We start from the raw sequence: 18,343 nt of genomic DNA, 5'->3' as shown, positions 1-18,343 counted from the left end.
AAACTCCCTAGTTCTACTTACCGATTCTCCTTCCCAGAGGGGTTGGCAATCCGTCGATGGTATGCATGTTTTTCTCCTGCCAATAACTCGCGAGCCCCTCTTCCCCTTTATGCTCCGCCCATCGCTGGAGTGTGTCCCGTTCCTTCTCATAAGTCATGAAAGGCACGGCATAACCGCATGAAGTCTGTACCTTGTGCACGTCAACGACAATAATTTGCCTCGCGCCGGCAATTGGCTCGAAGCGGCTGTACAGCTCTTCCCATCGCTCGTCTCCAGGCAGCAGAACCGTTCCGGTCCCATAGAGGCGCAAAATGTTAGGAGGGCCTTCAAACGCGCAGAACATAACCGTAATCCGGCCATTCTCCACAATATGAGCGCTTGTCTCATTCCCGCTCCCGGTCAGATCCAGGTATGCAACTTGATTCTCGGACAGGATGCGAAAGGTATCATACCCCTTCGGCGACAGATTCACATGCCCATCAGGCGACGATGCCGCAGTCCCGACAAAAAACAGATGCTGTTTCCGGATAAACGCCATATGCTCCGGGAGCATGGACGGAAATTGTTTCCCCATTTCAATAGGCCTCCTCTTATAGATTGGCATCACGCCCAAAGCCGCCCTGCCACCCATACTAATAAAATACGGCAGTGTATACAGGCATGTTCAGCCCTTATCGCTGCGGCAATGTTTACGCTATAGAGCGTACTTCGAATAAATTATGTACATTGTACTCGATGAAGGAAGACAAATAAACCATATTTTGGCCCCCGAGGAATAGCGATCCAATGTCCTGTCAGATGGAACAGGAAGAAAGCCTGCTTTCGCAGGCTTTCCATGAAAATCGCGCCGGCAACCGGTTAACAGCATGCCAACGCACCGCGATGGTGTTTTTTTCAAGCCCCTGCCTTGCATGCCTTAACTGATCCTCAAACGCGCAGCTGCATTTCATATAAATGGGCGTATCGCCCTTTCTTCCCGATCAGCTCTTCGTGCGTTCCCTGCTCCTCAATTCCGTCATCGGATAGGACGATAATCCGCTGCGCGTTGCGGACGGTCGACAGACGATGGGCAATGACGATTGTTGTCCGGTTCTCGCTCAGCTGTTCCAGCGATTGCTGGACTGCCCGCTCGCTCTCGTTATCCAATGAGCTTGTCGCTTCGTCGAAAATGATAATCGGCGGATTCTTCAAAAACACACGCGCAATGCTGAGCCGCTGCTTCTGTCCGCCCGACAATTTGACGCCGCGTTGACCGATATCCGTGTCATACCCGCCGGGCAATGCCATGATGAAATCATGGGCATTCGCCCTTTTTGCCGCCTCCACGATCTCCTCCATGCTTGCCTCCATGTTCCCATACCGAATATTGTCTGCAACCGTTCCGGAGAACAAATATACATCCTGTTGAACGATGCCAATGCTTCTCCGAAGCGAGCGCAGCGTAACATCGCGGATGGGGATGCCGTCAATGAGAATGCTGCCTTCGCTCGTTTCATAGAATCTTGGGATCAAGGAGCAGAAGGTGGTTTTGCCGACCCCGGACGGCCCGACAAGGGCAATATACTCCCCGGGTTTGATGTGGAGCGACACATGTTTAAGGACCTCGCCGTAATCCTCCTTATACTTAAAGCTTACATTCCGGAATTCCACGCTGCCGCGCACATGGGCCAGTTCAATGGCATCAGGGGCGTCCACGATGTCCGGCTCGACCTCCAGAATCTCCATAAACCGGTCGAATCCGGTGATGCCCTCCTGGTATAACCTCGCAAAATTTACCAGCCGCTGTATCGGTTCAATCAGGATGCCGATGCACAGGAAAAAGGTCAGCAGGTCCGCAAGCTCAAGCGAAGCATCCACGATCGCCGCACCGCCGAAGACGATCACTGCAATGGTGATCAGCTGCGTAAACCCGACCAAGCCTTCATGAAAATAAGTCTCGCTCTTATACCCTTCTCTCCTGCTGTCGACAAAGCGGCGGTTCTCGTATTCGAACTTCTCCTTCTCCACCTGCTCGTTCGAAAACGACTTCACGACCCGGATGCCGGACAAGGAATCCTCTACTTGGGCATTGATGTCCCCGATCCGGTCCTTGCTGACCCGGAGCGCCTTGTTCATTCTCTTATTGAAATAGAACGCGAACACGGCCATCACCGGAAAGAACATAAAAACGATGAATGTAAGCTTTACGTCAATATACATCAAAATGATGAAGGCACCGGTAAATTTCAGCACGGATATCGCCAGGTCCTCCGGACCGTGATGATACAATTCGGTCAGTGAAAGGATGTCATTGGTGGCACGGGTCATCAGCTGCCCGGTTTTATGCTCGTCGTAAAAGCTGAACGAAAGCTTCTGGAAATGGTCAAACAATTCACTTCTCATGTCCCGTTCCATGTAAGCGCCCATCATATGCCCTTTATAGGAGATGAACATATCGCACAGGGTGTGGATGATCACCATACCCAGCATGACCACCCCCATCAAGTAGATCTGACTGAGCGCATCCGGCCTTTGTTCCTCCAGGACATTGATCGTAATATACCTTACGCATAACGGCAGCAGGAGCGTAATGGCCGATACGATGAATGCGCAGGCCAAATCAGCCGCGAGCAGCCCGATATACGGCTTGTAATACGACAAGAATTTTCTCGTTCGGGAATTCAAATAGGATCTCCTCCGCGTTGGAGGGTTAGATTGTCATACCCCTCCTGCTTTTTTTGATGGTGGCGTATCCTGTTCTTCTCATTTTCAACACCCTTCCTGTTTATGGTTATTAACATCATACGCCGAATTTGGCCGACGCATATATGTAACAAATATTTATATTTGAATAATCCCGTGATTCAAGGGAACGTCCCTATCTTTCAACCGATCGATTCTTTTAGCTTCGGACATATTCTATAAAAAATTTCTTGACTTCCCGCTTCGAATTTTATATCTTTATATCACGGCTTAGCTGATCCAAATGTTTGCTAAGCATGAACGTGATTAAAGGGGAGTAGCTGCTACAACAAAGTCGTCAGTTCGAGATTATTCTCCGGCTTTGTTGGCAACGATTCGTTGTTAGCGAGACCTTTACCACACAGACACTGTGGTGAAGGTCTCTTTTTGTGTGTTTGAGACCTTCACCTGCGGTGAAGGTTTTTTTTATGCTCGTCAATAAGTCTTAGGAGGATGTGGAATGGAGCTATTATTAGAGTACGGATGGGTGCTGCTTGTGCTCGTTGCGCTCGAAGGACTGCTGGCGGCGGATAACGCGCTGGTCCTGGCGATCATGGTCAAGCATCTGCCTGAAGCTCAGCGCAAAAAGGCGCTCTTTTACGGCTTGCTCGGTGCGTTTGTGTTCCGTCTCGGATCGCTGTTTGTCATCTCGTTCTTGGTGGACGTATGGCAGGTACAGGCAATCGGTGCCCTCTACCTTCTGTACATTTCGATCAATCACACCCTGAAGCACTTCATTAAAGGCAAGAAGCCAACCGAGGACGCGGAACCGAAGCCGGAGAAACCGAAGAAACAATCCGGCTTCTGGATGACCGTATTCAAGGTCGAGGTAGCCGACATTGCCTTTGCCGTGGACTCGATTCTCGCAGCGGTTGCCCTTGCGGTCGCGCTTCCGCCGAGCGGCATCCCGAATATCGGAGGCCTGGATGGAGGACAATTCATCGTTATCTTCCTTGGCGGATTCATCGGTCTGATCATTATGCGTTTTGCAGCGTCCTATTTCGTTAAGCTGCTGCAGCAGCGCCCTGGACTTGAAGTTGCGGCGTTTATTATTGTCGGTTGGGTCGGTATCAAGCTCGCCGTGATTACCTTGGCGCATCCGGATGTTGCAATCATTAATCATCATTTCCCTGAGAATCCGATCTGGAAAGCGATCTTCTATGTCGTTCTTGTCCTGATTGCGCTCATTGGGTGGTTCACCTCCTCGAAGCGGGAAGTCAGCAGTGACCAGAATGCCGTTAAAGAAGTGGAAGAGCAGCAGCCGGGAAATTCCTTCTGATCATTCAAGCTCCATACAGCAAATTAATAATGAAACGGCCTGTCATCCGGAATAGAACCGGTTGTTGACAGGCCGTTTTTATATGACAGTATACAGGCAGTCCCCTTTACGCGGCAAAGCCATGCCAGCCTACTTGTTTACGGGGCTCGCTTCCCGTTTAATACATTAGCAAATTCGATTCCTTCATCCCAAGCTTAGGAGGCTTTAGCCATGGACATGTTTATAGATTTGAGTATGAAACTGGTGATCAGCTTCTTCGGGTTATGGGTCATCACGTTCATTACAGGACGGAAAACGCTCAGTCAGCTAACGCCGCTTGATTTCCTGTCTTCCTTAATATTAAGCGAAATCGTAGGCAACACCTTGTACGACGACGGCGTTCACATTACGCACTTGTTATTCGCGCTGACGCTATGGACCTCGCTTTCCTACCTCTTCGAGAAGGCAACGACGCATTTCGTAAAGTTCGGTTATTTAACGGAAGGCCGGGCCGTTCTGCTCATCGACAATGGGAGACTGAACCAGAAGTGGCTCGACAAATACGATATTGAATACAAGCAGCTATTATCCATGCTTCGGCGGCAAAACATTTTCTCGCTCCAGGAGGTTAAATTTGCGATTCTGGAAACGGACGGCTCGTTGTCTGTCATGAAGAAGCCTGAATTCGAGCCTCCTTCCGCCAAGGACCTAGGCGTTTCGTCCGGGCCTGACGCCTTCACCGTAACGGTGATCGATAAAGGTAAGATCCTGGAGGAATCCATGCTGGGCCGGAGGATCGATCCCGAGCTCGTGAAGAGAAAAGCACGGGAACAAGGCTTCGAGCGCATGGATGACATCGCCTACGCCGAGTACGGCGATGACGGAGAACTCCGCATCTACTCCAAGCATGAAGTCCGGAATGGACGCCGTGACGGGTGATAAACGTAAAAAAGCCGATCCCTTGGGATCAGGCTTTTTGTTACGGAATCTTAGAAAAAGTCCATCAGCAATGTCTGCCGAACAGGAACAACCGAATCCAGCTCTGCCGCCTTTTGCGTTTCCCCTTGAATGCGGCCGGCTTTGTGCAGGGTTTGCACCCTCTTATATCCCGTTAGAATAGCGCTTAACGCCTGAATGTCCAGGGTCAGGTCAGCTTCCGCACCTTCCTTCGTCTCCAGCAATTCTGCCTCTCCCCTGCCATCGATATTGACGGATAAGCGCCACACCCCGTCGTTCCAAGGAGCGGCGGCATCCTGCACCTTGAGCGTAATTCCAACCTCCACATCCCTCATAAACGGATACTCCTCCAGAAGTGATTTCAGATCGACGATCCGTGCCATGAAATATGGGACCGTCTCTTGCGATACCCGCGGGTCCGGAAGCAGGAATGGCAGCTCGTCGTCTACAGGAACCATCTTGAGGCTTACTTGCTCAATGCGCGAATCATGATTGGCGAAGAAGGTCCACAGGGCGCTGCGGGCTTCTTCATTCAGAAAGACAAACTCATCGCATGTCAGCTCCTTGTCCTTAAGCTGGTACAATGCATAGCCCTGAGGCTCCCCGTCAGCCGAATAATAGATCACATTGTGCCCGTCATCATCCAGAACGGATTGCTTCCACCACTCTTCAGTCCGAAGCAGCGTCCCGTTATACCCGCTTGCAAATGAGCGATAGACGGAATCAAGTGCCGGCAGATCCGCCGCATCGCGAACGATCCGTCCCGGCGACTCGGTCTTAGGCGGAAATTTATGTACAGGGATGACGTATTTCTTATACTCCGCATACAGCTCCCACCCAAATTTGCGATAAAAGGGGATGGAGAACGGATGCAGGAAGGAGACCGTCTGACCCGCGTTCTTCATTTCGTTCAAAGCATGCTTCAGAAGCCTTGAAACATGGCCCTGCCTGCGGTTCTCCGGCCATGTCGCAACTCCTGCGATGCCGCCCATGTCAAAAGCCTTGCCATGAAGATATGTTCGCAGCGGCAGAATGGTCAGCTTCGCCTGCAGGTCCGCCCCATCGAAAATTCCCCAGGTCTGCTCGGGTTTGAAGCGGCTTTTCCGCTCTTCTTTCTCCTCGGGTGTCAATGTGTATTGAAATGCATATTCACCTAATGATGTGCTGGCTTCGAACTCGTCCGTTTTCAACTGTCTGATCATCATGTTATCCACCTCGCAATTTCTGGTATGCGCCTCCCAAGGGTATCGACAAGATAAAGATCTTATCATAAGGGACAGCGGGTCCGATTACTCTACTATAGCATTTACATGGCAACGAGCTACAGACACAAACTCTCTTGATTTAAGGATAATTAACAAACTTTTTGTTAGCTACTTGACATTAATAACCGACTGAGTTTATGATTATCTCATGCAACCAGGACACCAACAAAGATAAAATACAATTTCAATAATCAGGAGGGAATTACAGTGTCGAAATTGAACATCGGTATTATTTTGGGCAGCACACGTCAAGGCCGCTTGAGCCCACAGGTAGGCGAATGGGTGAAGAGCATCGCCGATCAACGCGGGGACGCGAATTATGAGATCGTAGACATCGCTGACTACAAGCTTCCGCTGTTGGGTGAGGCCGATGCGTCCGAGCAGGCAGCCGCATGGAATGCAAAGCTTGCCAGCCTCGACGGATTCGTATTCATCGTGCAAGAGTATAACCACAGTATTACAGGCGCGCTGAAAAACGCCCTCGATTACGCACGCGAAGCTTGGAATAACAAAGCTGCGGGGATCGTAAGCTACGGCTCCGTCGGCGGTGCGCGCGCTGCCGAGCATCTGCGCGGCATTTTGGGCGAATTGTCCGTTGCGGACGTTCGCATTCACGCTGCGCTGTCCTTGTTCACGGATTTCGAGAACGGAACGGTGTTTAAGCCGGCCGACCTTCATCTTACGAACGTGAACGGCATGCTGGACCAAGTGCTCGCATGGAGCGGTGCTTTGAAAACCCTGCGTCAATAATCGTTATAAGGGACTGCTGCGACATCATGGTGATGATGGCGTGCAGTCCTTTTTTATTTTTCCGGCTTACATAAGGAAATAAATAGCTGCAGCGAAGCTCATCTCAAACGGAATTAACGGCCCTCAACATCGATCCCGAAGGTTGCCTTGAAGCCCTTCTTCCCCTTCTCCGTGACGCGCACGGCCCGTGTTTTTGGCAAACGTTCGATCCATTTCAATTCGAGCAGCTTCTCAAGCAAAACGCTTCCCAGCGATCCCGCCAGATGATGGCGTCTTTCGCTCCAATCCAGGCATTTATGCGAGAAGGAACGGCGCTTCGCTCTCGCCCGGTCCAGATCCAAGCGGAAATCCCTAAAGAAGGCTTCCCCTGCAGCGGTTACCTCAAATTGCTTATGGTTTTCGTCAAGAACTCCCATCTCCAATAAGGAAGTCGTCAGCTGGATTCCCAGCTTCCCCGCTAAATGATCGTAACAGGTCCTTGCGGAACGAATCGCCCGGTCTTCGTCAGCTTGCCTGAGCGATTTGATTTCCACCGGGGGCGCGATTGACAATAAGGACTCCAGCATCCGTGCGACCTCCGGGTCCCGGATGCCATAATATCGATGCCTCCCCTGCTGTTCAACGCTGACGATGCCCGCATCCGTCATTTTAGACAGATGGAAGCTCGCCGTTTGCGGTTTGATTCCCGCCATATAAGCCAGCTCGCTTGCAGGGTGAAAGCGGCCGTCGAGCATCGCGGTGAGCATGGCCGCACGCGACCCCTCGCTAACAAGCGATGCAACGATCGCCAGATTGGCGTTTGCCTGTGCCTTCATTTCATTTCTCCTCCCATGTCATCCATATTTCGATGATAATCGAAACATCTCTGGACTACAATGATTCTGGAAGAACGAAATGAATCAGGAGGAGAAACCATGCACACATCTGCAGAAAAACCGCTTATCAAGACCATTCATCCAAGCATCCTCTACTATGGTACACCCGTTATTCTTCTAACAACATTGAATGAGGACGATAGCATGAACATTTCACCTTTGTCTTCATCATGGGCGCTAGGACACTCCATCGTGCTAGGCATCGGGCTTGGGGGAAAAGCGATCGAGAACCTTAAGAATTGCCCGGAATGCGTGATTAACGTACCGGATCCTTCACTATGGGAGCAGGTTGAGAAGCTCGCCCCATACACCGGTAAAGATCCCGTACCGGACTTCAAGCTTCGAAACGGATTCCGGCACGAAAAAGATAAGTATGGCATCGCCGGGTTGACCCCAGTCCCCTCCCTGTCGGTCACGCCTGCACGTATTCAGGAATGTCCGATACAAATTGAGGCCCGCGTCAGCAACATCCACAGCCCTGCAAATGCTTCCTTTTTTGCCATTGTGGAAACGGAAGCAATCCATGTGCACGCCCACGAAGATATCGTACGTGACGAGAACCACATTGATCCAAACCAATGGAGTCCGCTCATTTATAATTTTCGGCACTATTTTGGGCTTGGCGATCGGCTTGGAAAGACGTTTCGTGCGGAGACCTAAAGCGGAAGATCTACCGATGGCCGTCCTTCCGAAGCGAGGTCCCCATCCTATATGCAGCGTTCTACTTGTAGAGATCCTCTAATCAAATATGAGCGAGCCCGCTCCTGACTAGGATGCGGGCTGGTTTATATTCTTCGATGACAGGCCTTATAGTCCAAAAGGCCCGTTATGTATCAATCATACGATATTAACGAATATACGCCCCATAATCCAAAATAACCTTTCCCTTGTCATCCGGCGAAGCAAAGCGCTGCGGGTGATACTTCTCGAAGAACCACGGATTTTCTTTAAGCTTCCAGCCTAGCTCGGCCAATTGGTCCATGCATTGATTGTGGGGGCCAATGCCGTACAGCTCCCCGCTATCATCAGATCCGTGCAGCCAGCAGATGCCTACGTCACTCTCCGCAATATCGGCATGCGCATAACCTTCCGGAACTTCGGTCTCAGAGGGAAACAGCATGCCAATCCAATATTCAAACTGTCCTCCCTCCATTCGCATCATTCCGTAAGAAGCCCCTTCCGACTCCGGCAGGGGACCAAGGTTAACAAGCTCATCGAACCAACTGCTCGCGATCCATCCCCCCCACTTCTCCCCAAAGCTGCCTACAGCATCGCGGTCCTGATCTGTATATCGTTTGCCGATCAGCCGCAGCGCCGGCAAATGCTCCTGATAAACCTTAATGACTTCAGCCGCCATCTCTCCTAACAACCTCCTAATTTAGAATGGTCTCCCAATCCTTTATTTTTCGATGAAGCCATCTCCAATTCCTGCAATAGACATCCAACTTATACATTTTTGAACAGAGAAATCTCGCGGAATCAGGCAATCGGTTACTGGCGATCAAGTCCATGATTTATTCAAACAGCAGCTCGGCGGGTATTAAGGTAGTATTCGTTCACCAGCAATGATCGCTTCCCAATTTAAATCAGCAGGAGGTTTCATATGGAAACATCAAGACCGATTCCAAAAGAAGAAGGCATAGACAACAGCTTGAGCGTGCTCCGCGAAGGCTATCTCTACGTGACCAACCGGGCCATCGGCTTTCAATCCGACATTTTTGAAACACGGCTCTTAGGCGAACGCGCCATCTGTATGCGAGGCGAAGAGGCGGCCAAGCTTTTTTACGACGGGGAGAAATTTCAGCGGCATGGCGCGGCACCGAAGCGTGTGCTGAAGACCTTGTTCGGTGAAAACGGCGTGCAAACCCTTGACGGTGAGGAGCATCGGCACCGGAAAGCGATGTTTATGTCTATCATGAACCGTGATGGCCTTCTGGCTATGCGCGAGATCACTCGAAAGCAGTGGATGCTCGCTGTCGAACGCTTTGAGGAGCTGGAGCAGATTGTTATCTACGATGAAGCCAAGGAGCTTCTTTGCCGTGCTGCCTGTGAATGGGCCGGCATCCCCATTTCCGGGGAGGAGGTGAAGGAGAAGACGGAATGGCTCGGTGCCATGATTGAGTCCGCGGCTGCAATCGGCATCAAGCATCGGCGTGGAAGAATGGCCCGCTCGAAGGCAGAGCAGTGGCTGGAGGGCTTGGTGCTGGACGTGCGCGAAGGCCGAATGCATCCGGCGAACGGAACGGCCCTCTCCGTTTTTTCCAAGCATCGGGATCTGGCCGGTAATAGACTCGACCCGAAGGTCGCAGCGGTCGAAATCCTGAATATCCTGCGTCCGATCGTAGCCGTTGCAGTCTACGTCTGCTTTACAGCACTTGCTGTCATTCAGCAGCCGGAGGAGCGCGAGAAGCTGATGACCTCTGAGGAAGGCAAGCTTCAGCGTTTTGTTCAAGAGGTTCGAAGATTCTATCCGTTCTTCCCCTTTGTCCCCGCCCGCGCAATCCGGGATTTTACGTGGAAGGGTTATGAATTTAACAAAGGTGTGCTGACGATCCTTGACCTGTACGGAACGAATCATCATCCAAAGCTATGGGACCAGCCCGAGCTGTTCAATCCCGATCGGTTCAAGGATTGGAACGGAAGCCCGTTCAGCTTTATTCCCCAAGGTGGTGGAGATCATGATGCCGGTCACCGCTGCGCCGGTGAATGGATTACGCTCGAGATCATGAAGGAAAGCGCGGATGTTCTGGCTAACTGGATTCGGTATGAAGTGCCTTTGCAGGACCTCAGCTTCCGTTTTCATGACATGCCGTCCCTGCCGCACAGCCGCATCATCATCCGCAACGTGAAGCGTTTAAATTCGTAATCAAGAGTCTGGACGAATAATCCTCCCAATCCGTATCCATGGTACGAAGCGCTGCACGATGTCGGAGTTGTTTAGGACAAATAACTCTTGTACAACCTCCTTTGAACATGTCACAATAACAAGAGAGACTTTTGCCACAGCAACTAAACCTACAATAGAATCGGAGGGTCTTGATTTGAAAACGATTAAACTTGGAAGCAGTTCGCTTGAAGTACCTGTCGTAGCCGTCGGCGGTATGCGAATAAATTCGCTGGATAAAGCGGAGGCCGAGCGTTTCGTTCAAACGGCGCTTGAGGAAGGGGCCAACTTTTTCGACCATGCCGACATTTACGGCGGCGGAGCCTGCGAGGAAATCTTCTCCGAAGCTATACATATGAGTGCGAGCGTCCGCGAGCAGATCATTCTGCAGTCGAAATGCGGGATTCGTCAAGGGATGTTCGACTTTTCGAAAGAGCATATTCTGAATTCGGTTGACGGCATTTTGAAAAGACTGAACACCGAATACCTCGATGTGCTGCTCCTGCACCGTCCGGATGCCCTTGTTGAGCCGGAAGAGGTTGCCGAAGCATTTGATCAGCTTGAGCGCTCGGGCAAAGTAAGACACTTCGGTGTATCCAATCAAAACCCGATGCAGATTCAGCTGCTGAAAAAAGCCGTGAAGCAGCCGATCGTGGCTAACCAGCTTCAGCTCAGCATCACGAATGCCACCATGATTTCAAGCGGAATCAATGTGAATATGGAGAATGAATCCGCCGTCAACCGCGACGGCAGCGTGCTGGACTTCTGCAGGCTGCATGATATTACGATTCAGCCATGGTCCCCATTCCAATACGGATTTTTCGAAGGGGTATTCTTGGGAAGCGACAAGTTCCCTGAGCTGAACCGGCAGATCGATGAGATCGCAGAAAAATATGGCGTAAGCAATACAACCATCGCCATTGCCTGGCTGCTTCGCCACCCTGCCCGCATGCAGCCCGTGATCGGCACAATGAATATCGATCGCTTAAAGGACTGCATCAAGGCGAGCGATATCGTGCTGACGCGTGAGGAATGGTATGCGATCTACCGCGCGGCAGGCAATATTCTTCCATAAGCGCTAGCAGAACATAATTACGGTCAGAGCATAAACACTGTAGAACATTAGCACTGATAGCTCATAATTACAGTCAGAGCATAAGCACTGCAGTACATTAGCACTGTCAGTTCATAATTACGGTCAGAGCGCAAGCACTGCCGAATCATAAACTCTGTCAGCGTAAAAACAGCCTCCGGACCAAGCAGACCGGAGGCTGTTTTATTCCTATGAAACCCGTTGCCGGATTAAGCGCTTTTGCTTGATTGCGCTGCCGTTTTACCCAGCTTGATCGATCCCAGGCAGACTGGGATCAATACCAGCGATAGCAAGCCTCCGGCCAGGGACAGCGTGCTGTAGCTCGTGCTGGCTGCGACCACGCCGGACAACGCGCCGCCCGAAGCGCCGGCAAGGGCAATCAACACATCAATCGTTCCCTGCGTCTTAGCCCGGGTAGTTGGATGCGTAGCGTCAACGATCATCGCCGTTCCGCTGATCAAGCCCAGGTTCCAGCCTACGCCAAGCAAGGCGAGGGCAAGGATGAGCAGCACAAGCGAATCGGCCGGCGCGAACGCTGCCAAGATCCCGGAGATCAACAGGACCATGCCGGATGCGATGGACATGGCAAGCCGTCCCACTTTATCCACGAGATAACCGGTAATGAGCGACGGGAGATACATGGCCCCGATATGGATGCCGATCACTAAGCCGACAGCACCTAGTCCGTGACCGTGATGCTTCATGTGGACCGGCGTCATGGTCATGATGGAGATCATCACCACTTGAGTCAATATCATCACGGCTGTCCCGACCACGAGCCCCCGTTTGTTCCCGTCCCCAGTTGTTGAATCCGAAGATGGCCCAGCGCTGGTACGGTTCGCTTGAGCGATCGCTTGCGCTATAGCGTAAGGATCGGGACGAAGCAACACCAGCAGCACCAGGCCAGCCAGTATGAATGCCGCAGCTGCTAGGATAAACGGTCCCGCTAAAGCGGGCACGCCGATCGACTCTGCGGCCCGGCCCATCACATTGACCAGATTGGGGCCGGCAACAGCGCCGAATGTCGTCGATACCATTGCCACACTGACCGCCGATGCACGCTGTGAAGGCTTAGCCAGATCCGTCCCTGCATATCTCGCTTGCAAATTAGTGGCTGTGCCTACACCGTAGATCAGCAATGAAGCAAACAGCAGAATGATGTTCTGTAAGGACGCTGCAATAATGACCCCGATTGCTCCAATCCCGCCGGCAAGGAACCCTGTTGCGAGACCCGGCCCCCGCCCGAAACGCTGGCTAAGCCGTCCGACATACCAAGCACCTAGCGCGGAGCCTACCGTTATCAGTGCGGCTGGAATACCCGCAAAGCTAGCGGTTTTAAGCATTTCCTGGGCAAGCAGCGCTCCGACGGTTAAGCCTGCCGCTAGCCCCGCTCCGCCGAATATTTGCGACAGGATCACGATAATAAGCGTTCGCTTGTACAGCCGTTCTTGAAGAACGGGAGATTCTATGTACTTCTGAATCTTTGGAAGTGCTTGTTCTCTTCCAGAACGTTCCGGTAGTTTCGGCATGATCCGCTCCCCTTTCGTATGCTATTCCTCAGAATACCATAGATTTCTCTCCTCGCTACCCTGTTTTTTTCAAAAGATGTCCCCTGATGGAATCCGGCACGAAAAACAGCCTTCGGTGGTCGATGCACCCAAGGCTGTTTGGCTTTGTATGGGATCAAATTGTGTTCTTCGACCTTCCCCCGCCACCCCTGACAAATGCCGGCTGCCTGGGAGGCGTTCACAGCGAGCTGCCCCCTTTACGGTTAAAGAACCATCATGCTGATCCCTAAAAATTGCACGGAACCTATAATTTCGATAATGCCAACATTCATCGGCTTGATGACTTTTCCGGAAAACAGCCAGCTTCGGCAAAGCGGAAACAGAAACGCAGCAGCGAGCCAGGGTAAGCCGAGGATCAGAGGAACGGCCGGCGCAGCGACATGATACGCCCGCGAATAGACCGTATACCGCTTGTTCTTCCGTTCTCTGAAGACGGATTTCACGAAGAAAACGGTGCCGGCAAAATAGACCACATTCACCAGGGCTACAACCGCCAGCTCTTTACCGACAGTTCCGCCGCCAAGCATATAGGCAGCCGCACCGCCTGTGCAGAACAGCAGAATCGCGCATAGATCATTCAGAAGCGCACGCTCCTTGCGCCGTACGACATGCCATATGTTAACGGTGATCAATGCAAGCAGCACCGGGGCGAACCACAGCATCCACGGGGCATGCCAGATGACGGGAATGAGAAACACCGCTCCGGCTGCAGCGTACCCGATTCCCCAATACACCTCTGAGGTCTGTTTTTTCCTCTTGAGCGATTGTAACAATGGATACGAAGCGAAATACAGCAGCAGCCATGCCAAAAACAGCGGAACATGCAGAACGGTTGGCTTGGCCGCCGTCATTCCGATCATATAGGGGACGATGAGCATCGCCCATCCTCCGTGTTCCCGAGGTATCACGATCTTCGTTCGGTTCATCCTTCTCCCCTGCGCTTTCCAACTGATATTCGATCCTGACTCCAGGCAACAAATGTTTGAAGATACTTGCAGGTTTTCCCAAGGCTTTCGCTTCATCAAGGAATCACTGCCGCAGCGATGACGCTCCTGCCCCTACGTTGTCCGTGCCGTTGCTCGGCCCGCTGCCGCTTGTTCCGTAATGTCGCTGAATGTGCCTACATAATGAATAATATCTCCCGTTTCGTCCTTTACGGCATTGATCGTAAGCAGTTCAAGATACTCTTCCCCGTTCTTTCTGCGGTTCCAAATTTCACCCTGCCAGCTGCCCCGTTCTGCAATTTCCGTCCACATCTCGGTATAGAAGTCCTTAGATTGACGTCCGGATTTCAGGATGCTCGGATTTCTCCCGACCACCTCTTCCTCGGTATATCCCGTCAGCGCAGTGAATGCTGGATTGACCGCATGGATTTTTCCATTCGGATCCGTGACAAGAATGCCTTGGCCTGTCGAGTTAAACACCTTCGAGGAGACCGAAAGTTTGTCCTGAAAGTACATCCAGACGACGATGATAAAGCTGGCGAGGGCTACTTGAGATAAGGCCATGAATCCGATCGCATACTGACCCGTAACCGAATGGATGAACGACAGCATCAGCGGCGGAAAGAAACCGCCGAGACCGCCCATCATGGACACGATGCCGTTCACGATCCCGGCCTGCTTGTTGAAATACAGCGGAACCAGCTTGAAGATGATTCCGTTTCCCAGTCCCGCACCGACCGCAATCGTTAAACAACCGACGGTATATAAACCGATCGACGGAGAGAATGCCAAAAGGATCGCAGCGACCGTAAGTCCGATAAACACGCCCATCAGCAGGAACAGCGGTTTGAATTTGTCGGCAAGAAAGCCGCCGATCGGCCGCATCAATGTTGCAAGCAAAATGAATCCTGCAGTGCGGAGTCCCGCATCGACCTTGGCAAGCTCGAAATGCGTGACCAAGAAGTTCGGCAGGTAGACGGTAAATGCGACAAATGAACCGAAGGTAATAAAATAAAAGAGCGAGAAATACCACAGCTTGTCGTTCTTGTACACGCCCCGAATCTGTTCCATGATCGGTGTCCGAACCATGACTTCCTTGCGGTCTCCCAAGAACACGTTCAACCCCGCAAAGATTAGCAGCAGAACCAGATACAGTTGCACCGTTTTCGACCAGCCGATCTGCGTGGCAATCACCGGTGCGGCAAAAGTCGTTACGGCGGTGCCCAGGTTGCCCATGCCGTAAATGCCGTTCACCAGCCCAAGCTTTTCTTTGGCATAATATTTGGGAAGCGAGGTGACGCCGACGGAGAATACGGCGCCGCCGATGCCGAGGAACAGCCCTCCGATCACAAGATGGGTAAACGTGGAAGCCGAGCTGATAAGATATACCGGAAATAAAAGCGCGATAAAGCTGACGATGAATACAACTCTTGCCCCGACGATATTGGCATAATAGCCGAGCGGAATGCGCAGCACGGAGCCCAGCACCACCGGAATGGCCGTCAGGATGGCAACGCGGTCAGCAGGAACCGGAATATCCTCGCGGATAAACGGCAGCAGCGCGGATATGATCACCCATACCATAAAACCGAGCACCAGATTCATCGTTTGCAGCGGCAGCTGCATTTTTTTGATCATCCCCATCACCTTTTCTCTCGAAAAATGAATGGCTTTCGTATCATGGATCCCCAATTCCATTGTAAGTGCATGTATTCACAAAGATAATAGGGAAGTTCCCTGATCCTTGACAAGGAACTTCCCTATTCATAGGCAGATGGTTTCCCTTCGACGGCTAATGTCCGTAGCAGTATCAGAAATCCAGCAGCTTCTTCTTGAGCGCATATTCAACCAGCTGGGGCCGGCTCTTTAAATTGAGCTTCTCCATAATTTTCGCTTTGTGCGCCTCTACCGTCTTCACGGATACATACAGCATCTCCGCGATCTCTTTATTCCCGTAACCCTTGGCAATCAAAGGCAAAATCTCAAGCTCCCGCTGCGAAAGACTGCTAAGCGGATCCTGCTCGGGACTTTCGCTGTCCTTCTTGATAAATTCCCGCACCAGTGAAGTGGCCATCTGCGGATGAATGTACGTGCCTCCGGCGTAGACCATCCGTATGGCGGAGATCAGCTCATCATCCGGCGCGTTCTTGAGAACATATCCGGACGCGCCGTTCTTCAACACATGAAACAGATAATCCTCATCGTCGTACATGGTCAGAACGATAATCTTGGTGCCTGGATAATCGGCACTGATTTTGCCGGTTGCGATAAGTCCGCTCTCGCCAGGCGGCATGCTCAGGTCCATCAGCAGCACATCGGGCCTGTGTTTGGCTACCATCGCGTATGCTTCCAGCCCGTCCGCTGCCGTAGCTACAACCTCCATGTCCTCCTGATAGTTGATAATCATCGAGAACCCGCTGCGAACGACGGCATGGTCGTCGGCAATGACAATCTTCATGAACGGTCCCCCTCCTGCATTACATCTTGAGACAGTGGTACACTGAGCTGCACCGTTGTGCCTGCGCCTGCCGACGAAGTCAGCGTAAACTGCCCGCCAACCAGCTCCGCGCGCTCCCTCATGCCGTACAATCCGAGCCCGGTCCCTTGCGCCTCGTTAATAAACATATTAAAGCCGACGCCCTCATCCCGGACGGTCAGCTGAAGCCCCCCATTCTCCTCCCACAGCCGCACGTAAACCTCATCCAGCCCGGAATACTTTAGCGCATTAAGCACGGCCTCCTGGCATACCCGGTAAACGACGGTCTCGATTTCGTTGCTGTACCGGGCTGCCGCAAGCTCGGCGGAAAAATGCACAAGCAGGCCATAATTCTTCTCCATCCATTTAAAGTGCGATCTGAACGCAGCTTCGAGGCCCAGATCGTCCAGCGATGCGGGACGAAGCTCTACCGATAAATGCCGAATATCGTCCAGCAGCCGCGTCAAGGACTGCTCCGTCTGCTGGATTTTATTGAGCACATCATCGCTTACGTTCATGTATTTCAGCACGCGCAAATCCACCAGGGAGCTGAGGAGCTCCTGCGCGACGCTGTCATGCAGCTCACGGGAAATCCGCTTGCGTTCATCCTCCTGGGCTTTGATCACGTATTTCAGCATATGGTTACGCTGCAGCATTTCCTGCGTCTTCAGCTGTTTGGTAAGATCAAGCAGCATCAATACGCGGATGCCCTGTTCTTCGTCAATCGTATGATAGCTTGCCGCGAACGGCACGATGCCTTCGTCCCTTGTCCTTAGATATACTTGAAAGGAAGAAAACTCTCCCTTAGGATAATTCAAATAGCATCGGGAGCAGGACATCAGCTCCTGTTCATCCGTGTATCCCTCGCAGGTTTGACAGAACGAGTCGTCAATCCCCGACTGAATCCGCTCAATGACATCGACCTCCAGAATCCGCTCGGCAGCCGGATTCATGCCGACAACGCCGCCTTTTTGATCCATAAAGAAGATGGCTTCCGTACCGTTCCGGTACAGCTTATCCAGCATTTCGCTCAATCGATCCCCGGTCATGGTAATCAAGTCTGCGACACCTCCCTGATCCGAAAAGCTCCTAACGTCACCCCGAGCTGCTCCCGGAAATCGTTAAAAACCGCCGGATTCATCCGGTTCTCCTCCCGGAACCCGGCCAGCAAAACGCCCATTACCCGGGCCTCCACCCACAGCGGAAGGGCCCCTAGACTCTTGAGCTTCTCGGCGGCAATGATCGGAAAATTAAATAAGTCGCGTGCACCAATATCGGCGTTAACGTTTTGAATGAGCATCGATTTTCCGGTCTTGAACACAATTCCGGCGACGCCTTTGCCCGAATGGAGCACGATCCGTTTAAACCGCTCATTGTGATTACCTGAAGCATACTGCCACGTCAGCACAAACCGGTCTTCGGCAGGCTGGACGAGCGCTAGCGACACGAAATCGAATTGAAACCGATCCCGCAGCCTATCGATTTCCAGCTGATAATCATAGCCAGACTGTTCTATTACCGTCATAGCCCTAACTCCTCTGATGTAGAAAAG

The 18,343-nt window shown here is 51.9% G+C and carries 17 protein-coding genes; 6 read left to right on the top strand and 11 right to left on the bottom strand.

Annotation, left to right across the window (positions count from 1 at the left end; genetic code table 11):
• Positions 1-13: 13 nt before the first annotated feature.
• Positions 14-574: a pyridoxamine 5'-phosphate oxidase family protein gene (locus tag J2Z18_RS21620; protein WP_007130310.1), complete on the bottom strand. Its 561-nt coding sequence runs from the start codon at positions 572-574 to the stop codon at positions 14-16.
• A gap of 353 nt (positions 575-927) precedes the next feature.
• Positions 928-2,664, bottom strand: coding sequence for an ABC transporter ATP-binding protein (locus J2Z18_RS21615; RefSeq protein ID WP_007130311.1), 1,737 nt, complete (start codon positions 2,662-2,664; stop codon positions 928-930).
• A 517-nt stretch (positions 2,665-3,181) separates the two neighbouring features.
• Here J2Z18_RS21615 and J2Z18_RS21610 point away from each other — a divergent pair.
• Positions 3,182-4,000 (top strand): MeeY/MeeF family manganese export membrane protein, encoded by an 819-nt coding sequence (locus J2Z18_RS21610; protein WP_007130312.1) that lies wholly within the window; start codon positions 3,182-3,184, stop codon positions 3,998-4,000.
• A 210-nt stretch (positions 4,001-4,210) separates the two neighbouring features.
• A complete protein-coding gene (locus J2Z18_RS21605; RefSeq protein WP_007130313.1) occupies positions 4,211-4,918 on the top strand; it encodes a YetF domain-containing protein in 708 nt (235 codons plus the stop codon).
• A gap of 50 nt (positions 4,919-4,968) precedes the next feature.
• On the opposite strand, the gene J2Z18_RS21600 is transcribed toward J2Z18_RS21605, so the two are convergent.
• Positions 4,969-6,141 carry a GNAT family N-acetyltransferase gene (locus tag J2Z18_RS21600; protein WP_007130314.1) on the bottom strand — a complete coding sequence of 391 codons (1,173 nt, stop codon included), beginning with the start codon at positions 6,139-6,141 and terminating at the stop codon, positions 4,969-4,971.
• Positions 6,142-6,408: 267 nt separating this feature from the next.
• Here J2Z18_RS21600 and J2Z18_RS21595 point away from each other — a divergent pair, with 267 nt between their 5' ends.
• The gene (locus tag J2Z18_RS21595; protein ID WP_007130315.1) at positions 6,409-6,951 is read left to right on the top strand and encodes an NADPH-dependent FMN reductase; all 543 of its coding nucleotides are present in this window, start codon (positions 6,409-6,411) and stop codon (positions 6,949-6,951) included.
• 113 nt (positions 6,952-7,064) lie between these two features.
• On the opposite strand, the gene J2Z18_RS21590 is transcribed toward J2Z18_RS21595, so the two are convergent.
• Positions 7,065-7,766, bottom strand: a complete 702-nt coding sequence (locus tag J2Z18_RS21590; RefSeq protein ID WP_007130316.1) for an ArsR/SmtB family transcription factor — start codon at positions 7,764-7,766, stop codon at positions 7,065-7,067.
• A 99-nt stretch (positions 7,767-7,865) separates the two neighbouring features.
• On the opposite strand from J2Z18_RS21590, the gene J2Z18_RS21585 reads away from it, so the two are divergent.
• A complete protein-coding gene (locus tag J2Z18_RS21585; protein ID WP_007130317.1) occupies positions 7,866-8,486 on the top strand; it encodes a flavin reductase family protein in 621 nt (206 codons plus the stop codon).
• A gap of 187 nt (positions 8,487-8,673) precedes the next feature.
• Here J2Z18_RS21585 and J2Z18_RS21580 read toward each other — a convergent pair whose 3' ends face one another.
• On the bottom strand, positions 8,674-9,183 hold the full coding sequence (locus J2Z18_RS21580) for a GyrI-like domain-containing protein (protein WP_007130318.1): 510 nt from the start codon (positions 9,181-9,183) through the stop codon (positions 8,674-8,676).
• Positions 9,184-9,429: 246 nt separating this feature from the next.
• On the opposite strand from J2Z18_RS21580, the gene cypC reads away from it, so the two are divergent.
• Positions 9,430-10,692, top strand: a complete 1,263-nt coding sequence (cypC, locus tag J2Z18_RS21575; RefSeq protein WP_007130319.1) for a CYP152 family fatty-acid peroxygenase CypC — start codon at positions 9,430-9,432, stop codon at positions 10,690-10,692.
• 175 nt (positions 10,693-10,867) lie between these two features.
• Positions 10,868-11,785 (top strand): aldo/keto reductase, encoded by a 918-nt coding sequence (locus J2Z18_RS21570; RefSeq protein ID WP_007130320.1) that lies wholly within the window; start codon positions 10,868-10,870, stop codon positions 11,783-11,785.
• 227 nt (positions 11,786-12,012) lie between these two features.
• Here the strand turns inward: J2Z18_RS21570 and J2Z18_RS21565 are convergent, their stop codons facing one another.
• The 6 genes from J2Z18_RS21565 to J2Z18_RS21540 form a co-directional block, all read right to left on the bottom strand.
• Positions 12,013-13,332, bottom strand: coding sequence for an MFS transporter (locus J2Z18_RS21565; RefSeq protein WP_007130321.1), 1,320 nt, complete (start codon positions 13,330-13,332; stop codon positions 12,013-12,015).
• Positions 13,333-13,574: 242 nt separating this feature from the next.
• Entirely contained in the window at positions 13,575-14,297 is a 723-nt protein-coding gene (locus J2Z18_RS21560) for a YwiC-like family protein (RefSeq protein WP_040738711.1), read from the bottom strand.
• Between the two features lie 132 nt (positions 14,298-14,429).
• On the bottom strand, positions 14,430-15,953 hold the full coding sequence (locus J2Z18_RS21555; RefSeq protein ID WP_034273399.1) for a nitrate/nitrite transporter: 1,524 nt from the start codon (positions 15,951-15,953) through the stop codon (positions 14,430-14,432).
• A 172-nt stretch (positions 15,954-16,125) separates the two neighbouring features.
• The gene (locus J2Z18_RS21550) at positions 16,126-16,773 is read right to left on the bottom strand and encodes a response regulator transcription factor (RefSeq protein ID WP_007130324.1); all 648 of its coding nucleotides are present in this window, start codon (positions 16,771-16,773) and stop codon (positions 16,126-16,128) included.
• Complete coding sequence (locus J2Z18_RS21545; RefSeq protein WP_007130325.1) at positions 16,770-17,849, bottom strand: sensor histidine kinase; 1,080 nt, start codon at positions 17,847-17,849, stop codon at positions 16,770-16,772. The genes J2Z18_RS21550 and J2Z18_RS21545 overlap by 4 nt, the downstream gene beginning before the upstream one ends.
• Complete coding sequence (locus J2Z18_RS21540) at positions 17,846-18,316, bottom strand: GAF domain-containing protein (protein WP_007130326.1); 471 nt, start codon at positions 18,314-18,316, stop codon at positions 17,846-17,848. Before J2Z18_RS21540 ends, J2Z18_RS21545 begins: the two co-directional genes overlap by 4 nt.
• Between the last annotated feature and the right edge of the window lie 27 nt (positions 18,317-18,343).

The organism is Paenibacillus lactis (assembly GCF_017873605.1).
In the GTDB taxonomy this organism is placed as follows: Bacteria; Bacillota; Bacilli; order Paenibacillales; family Paenibacillaceae; genus Paenibacillus_AQ; species Paenibacillus_AQ lactis.
Note: the sequence above shows the minus strand (reverse complement) of the source record. Positions and strands in the feature narration are given on the sequence as shown.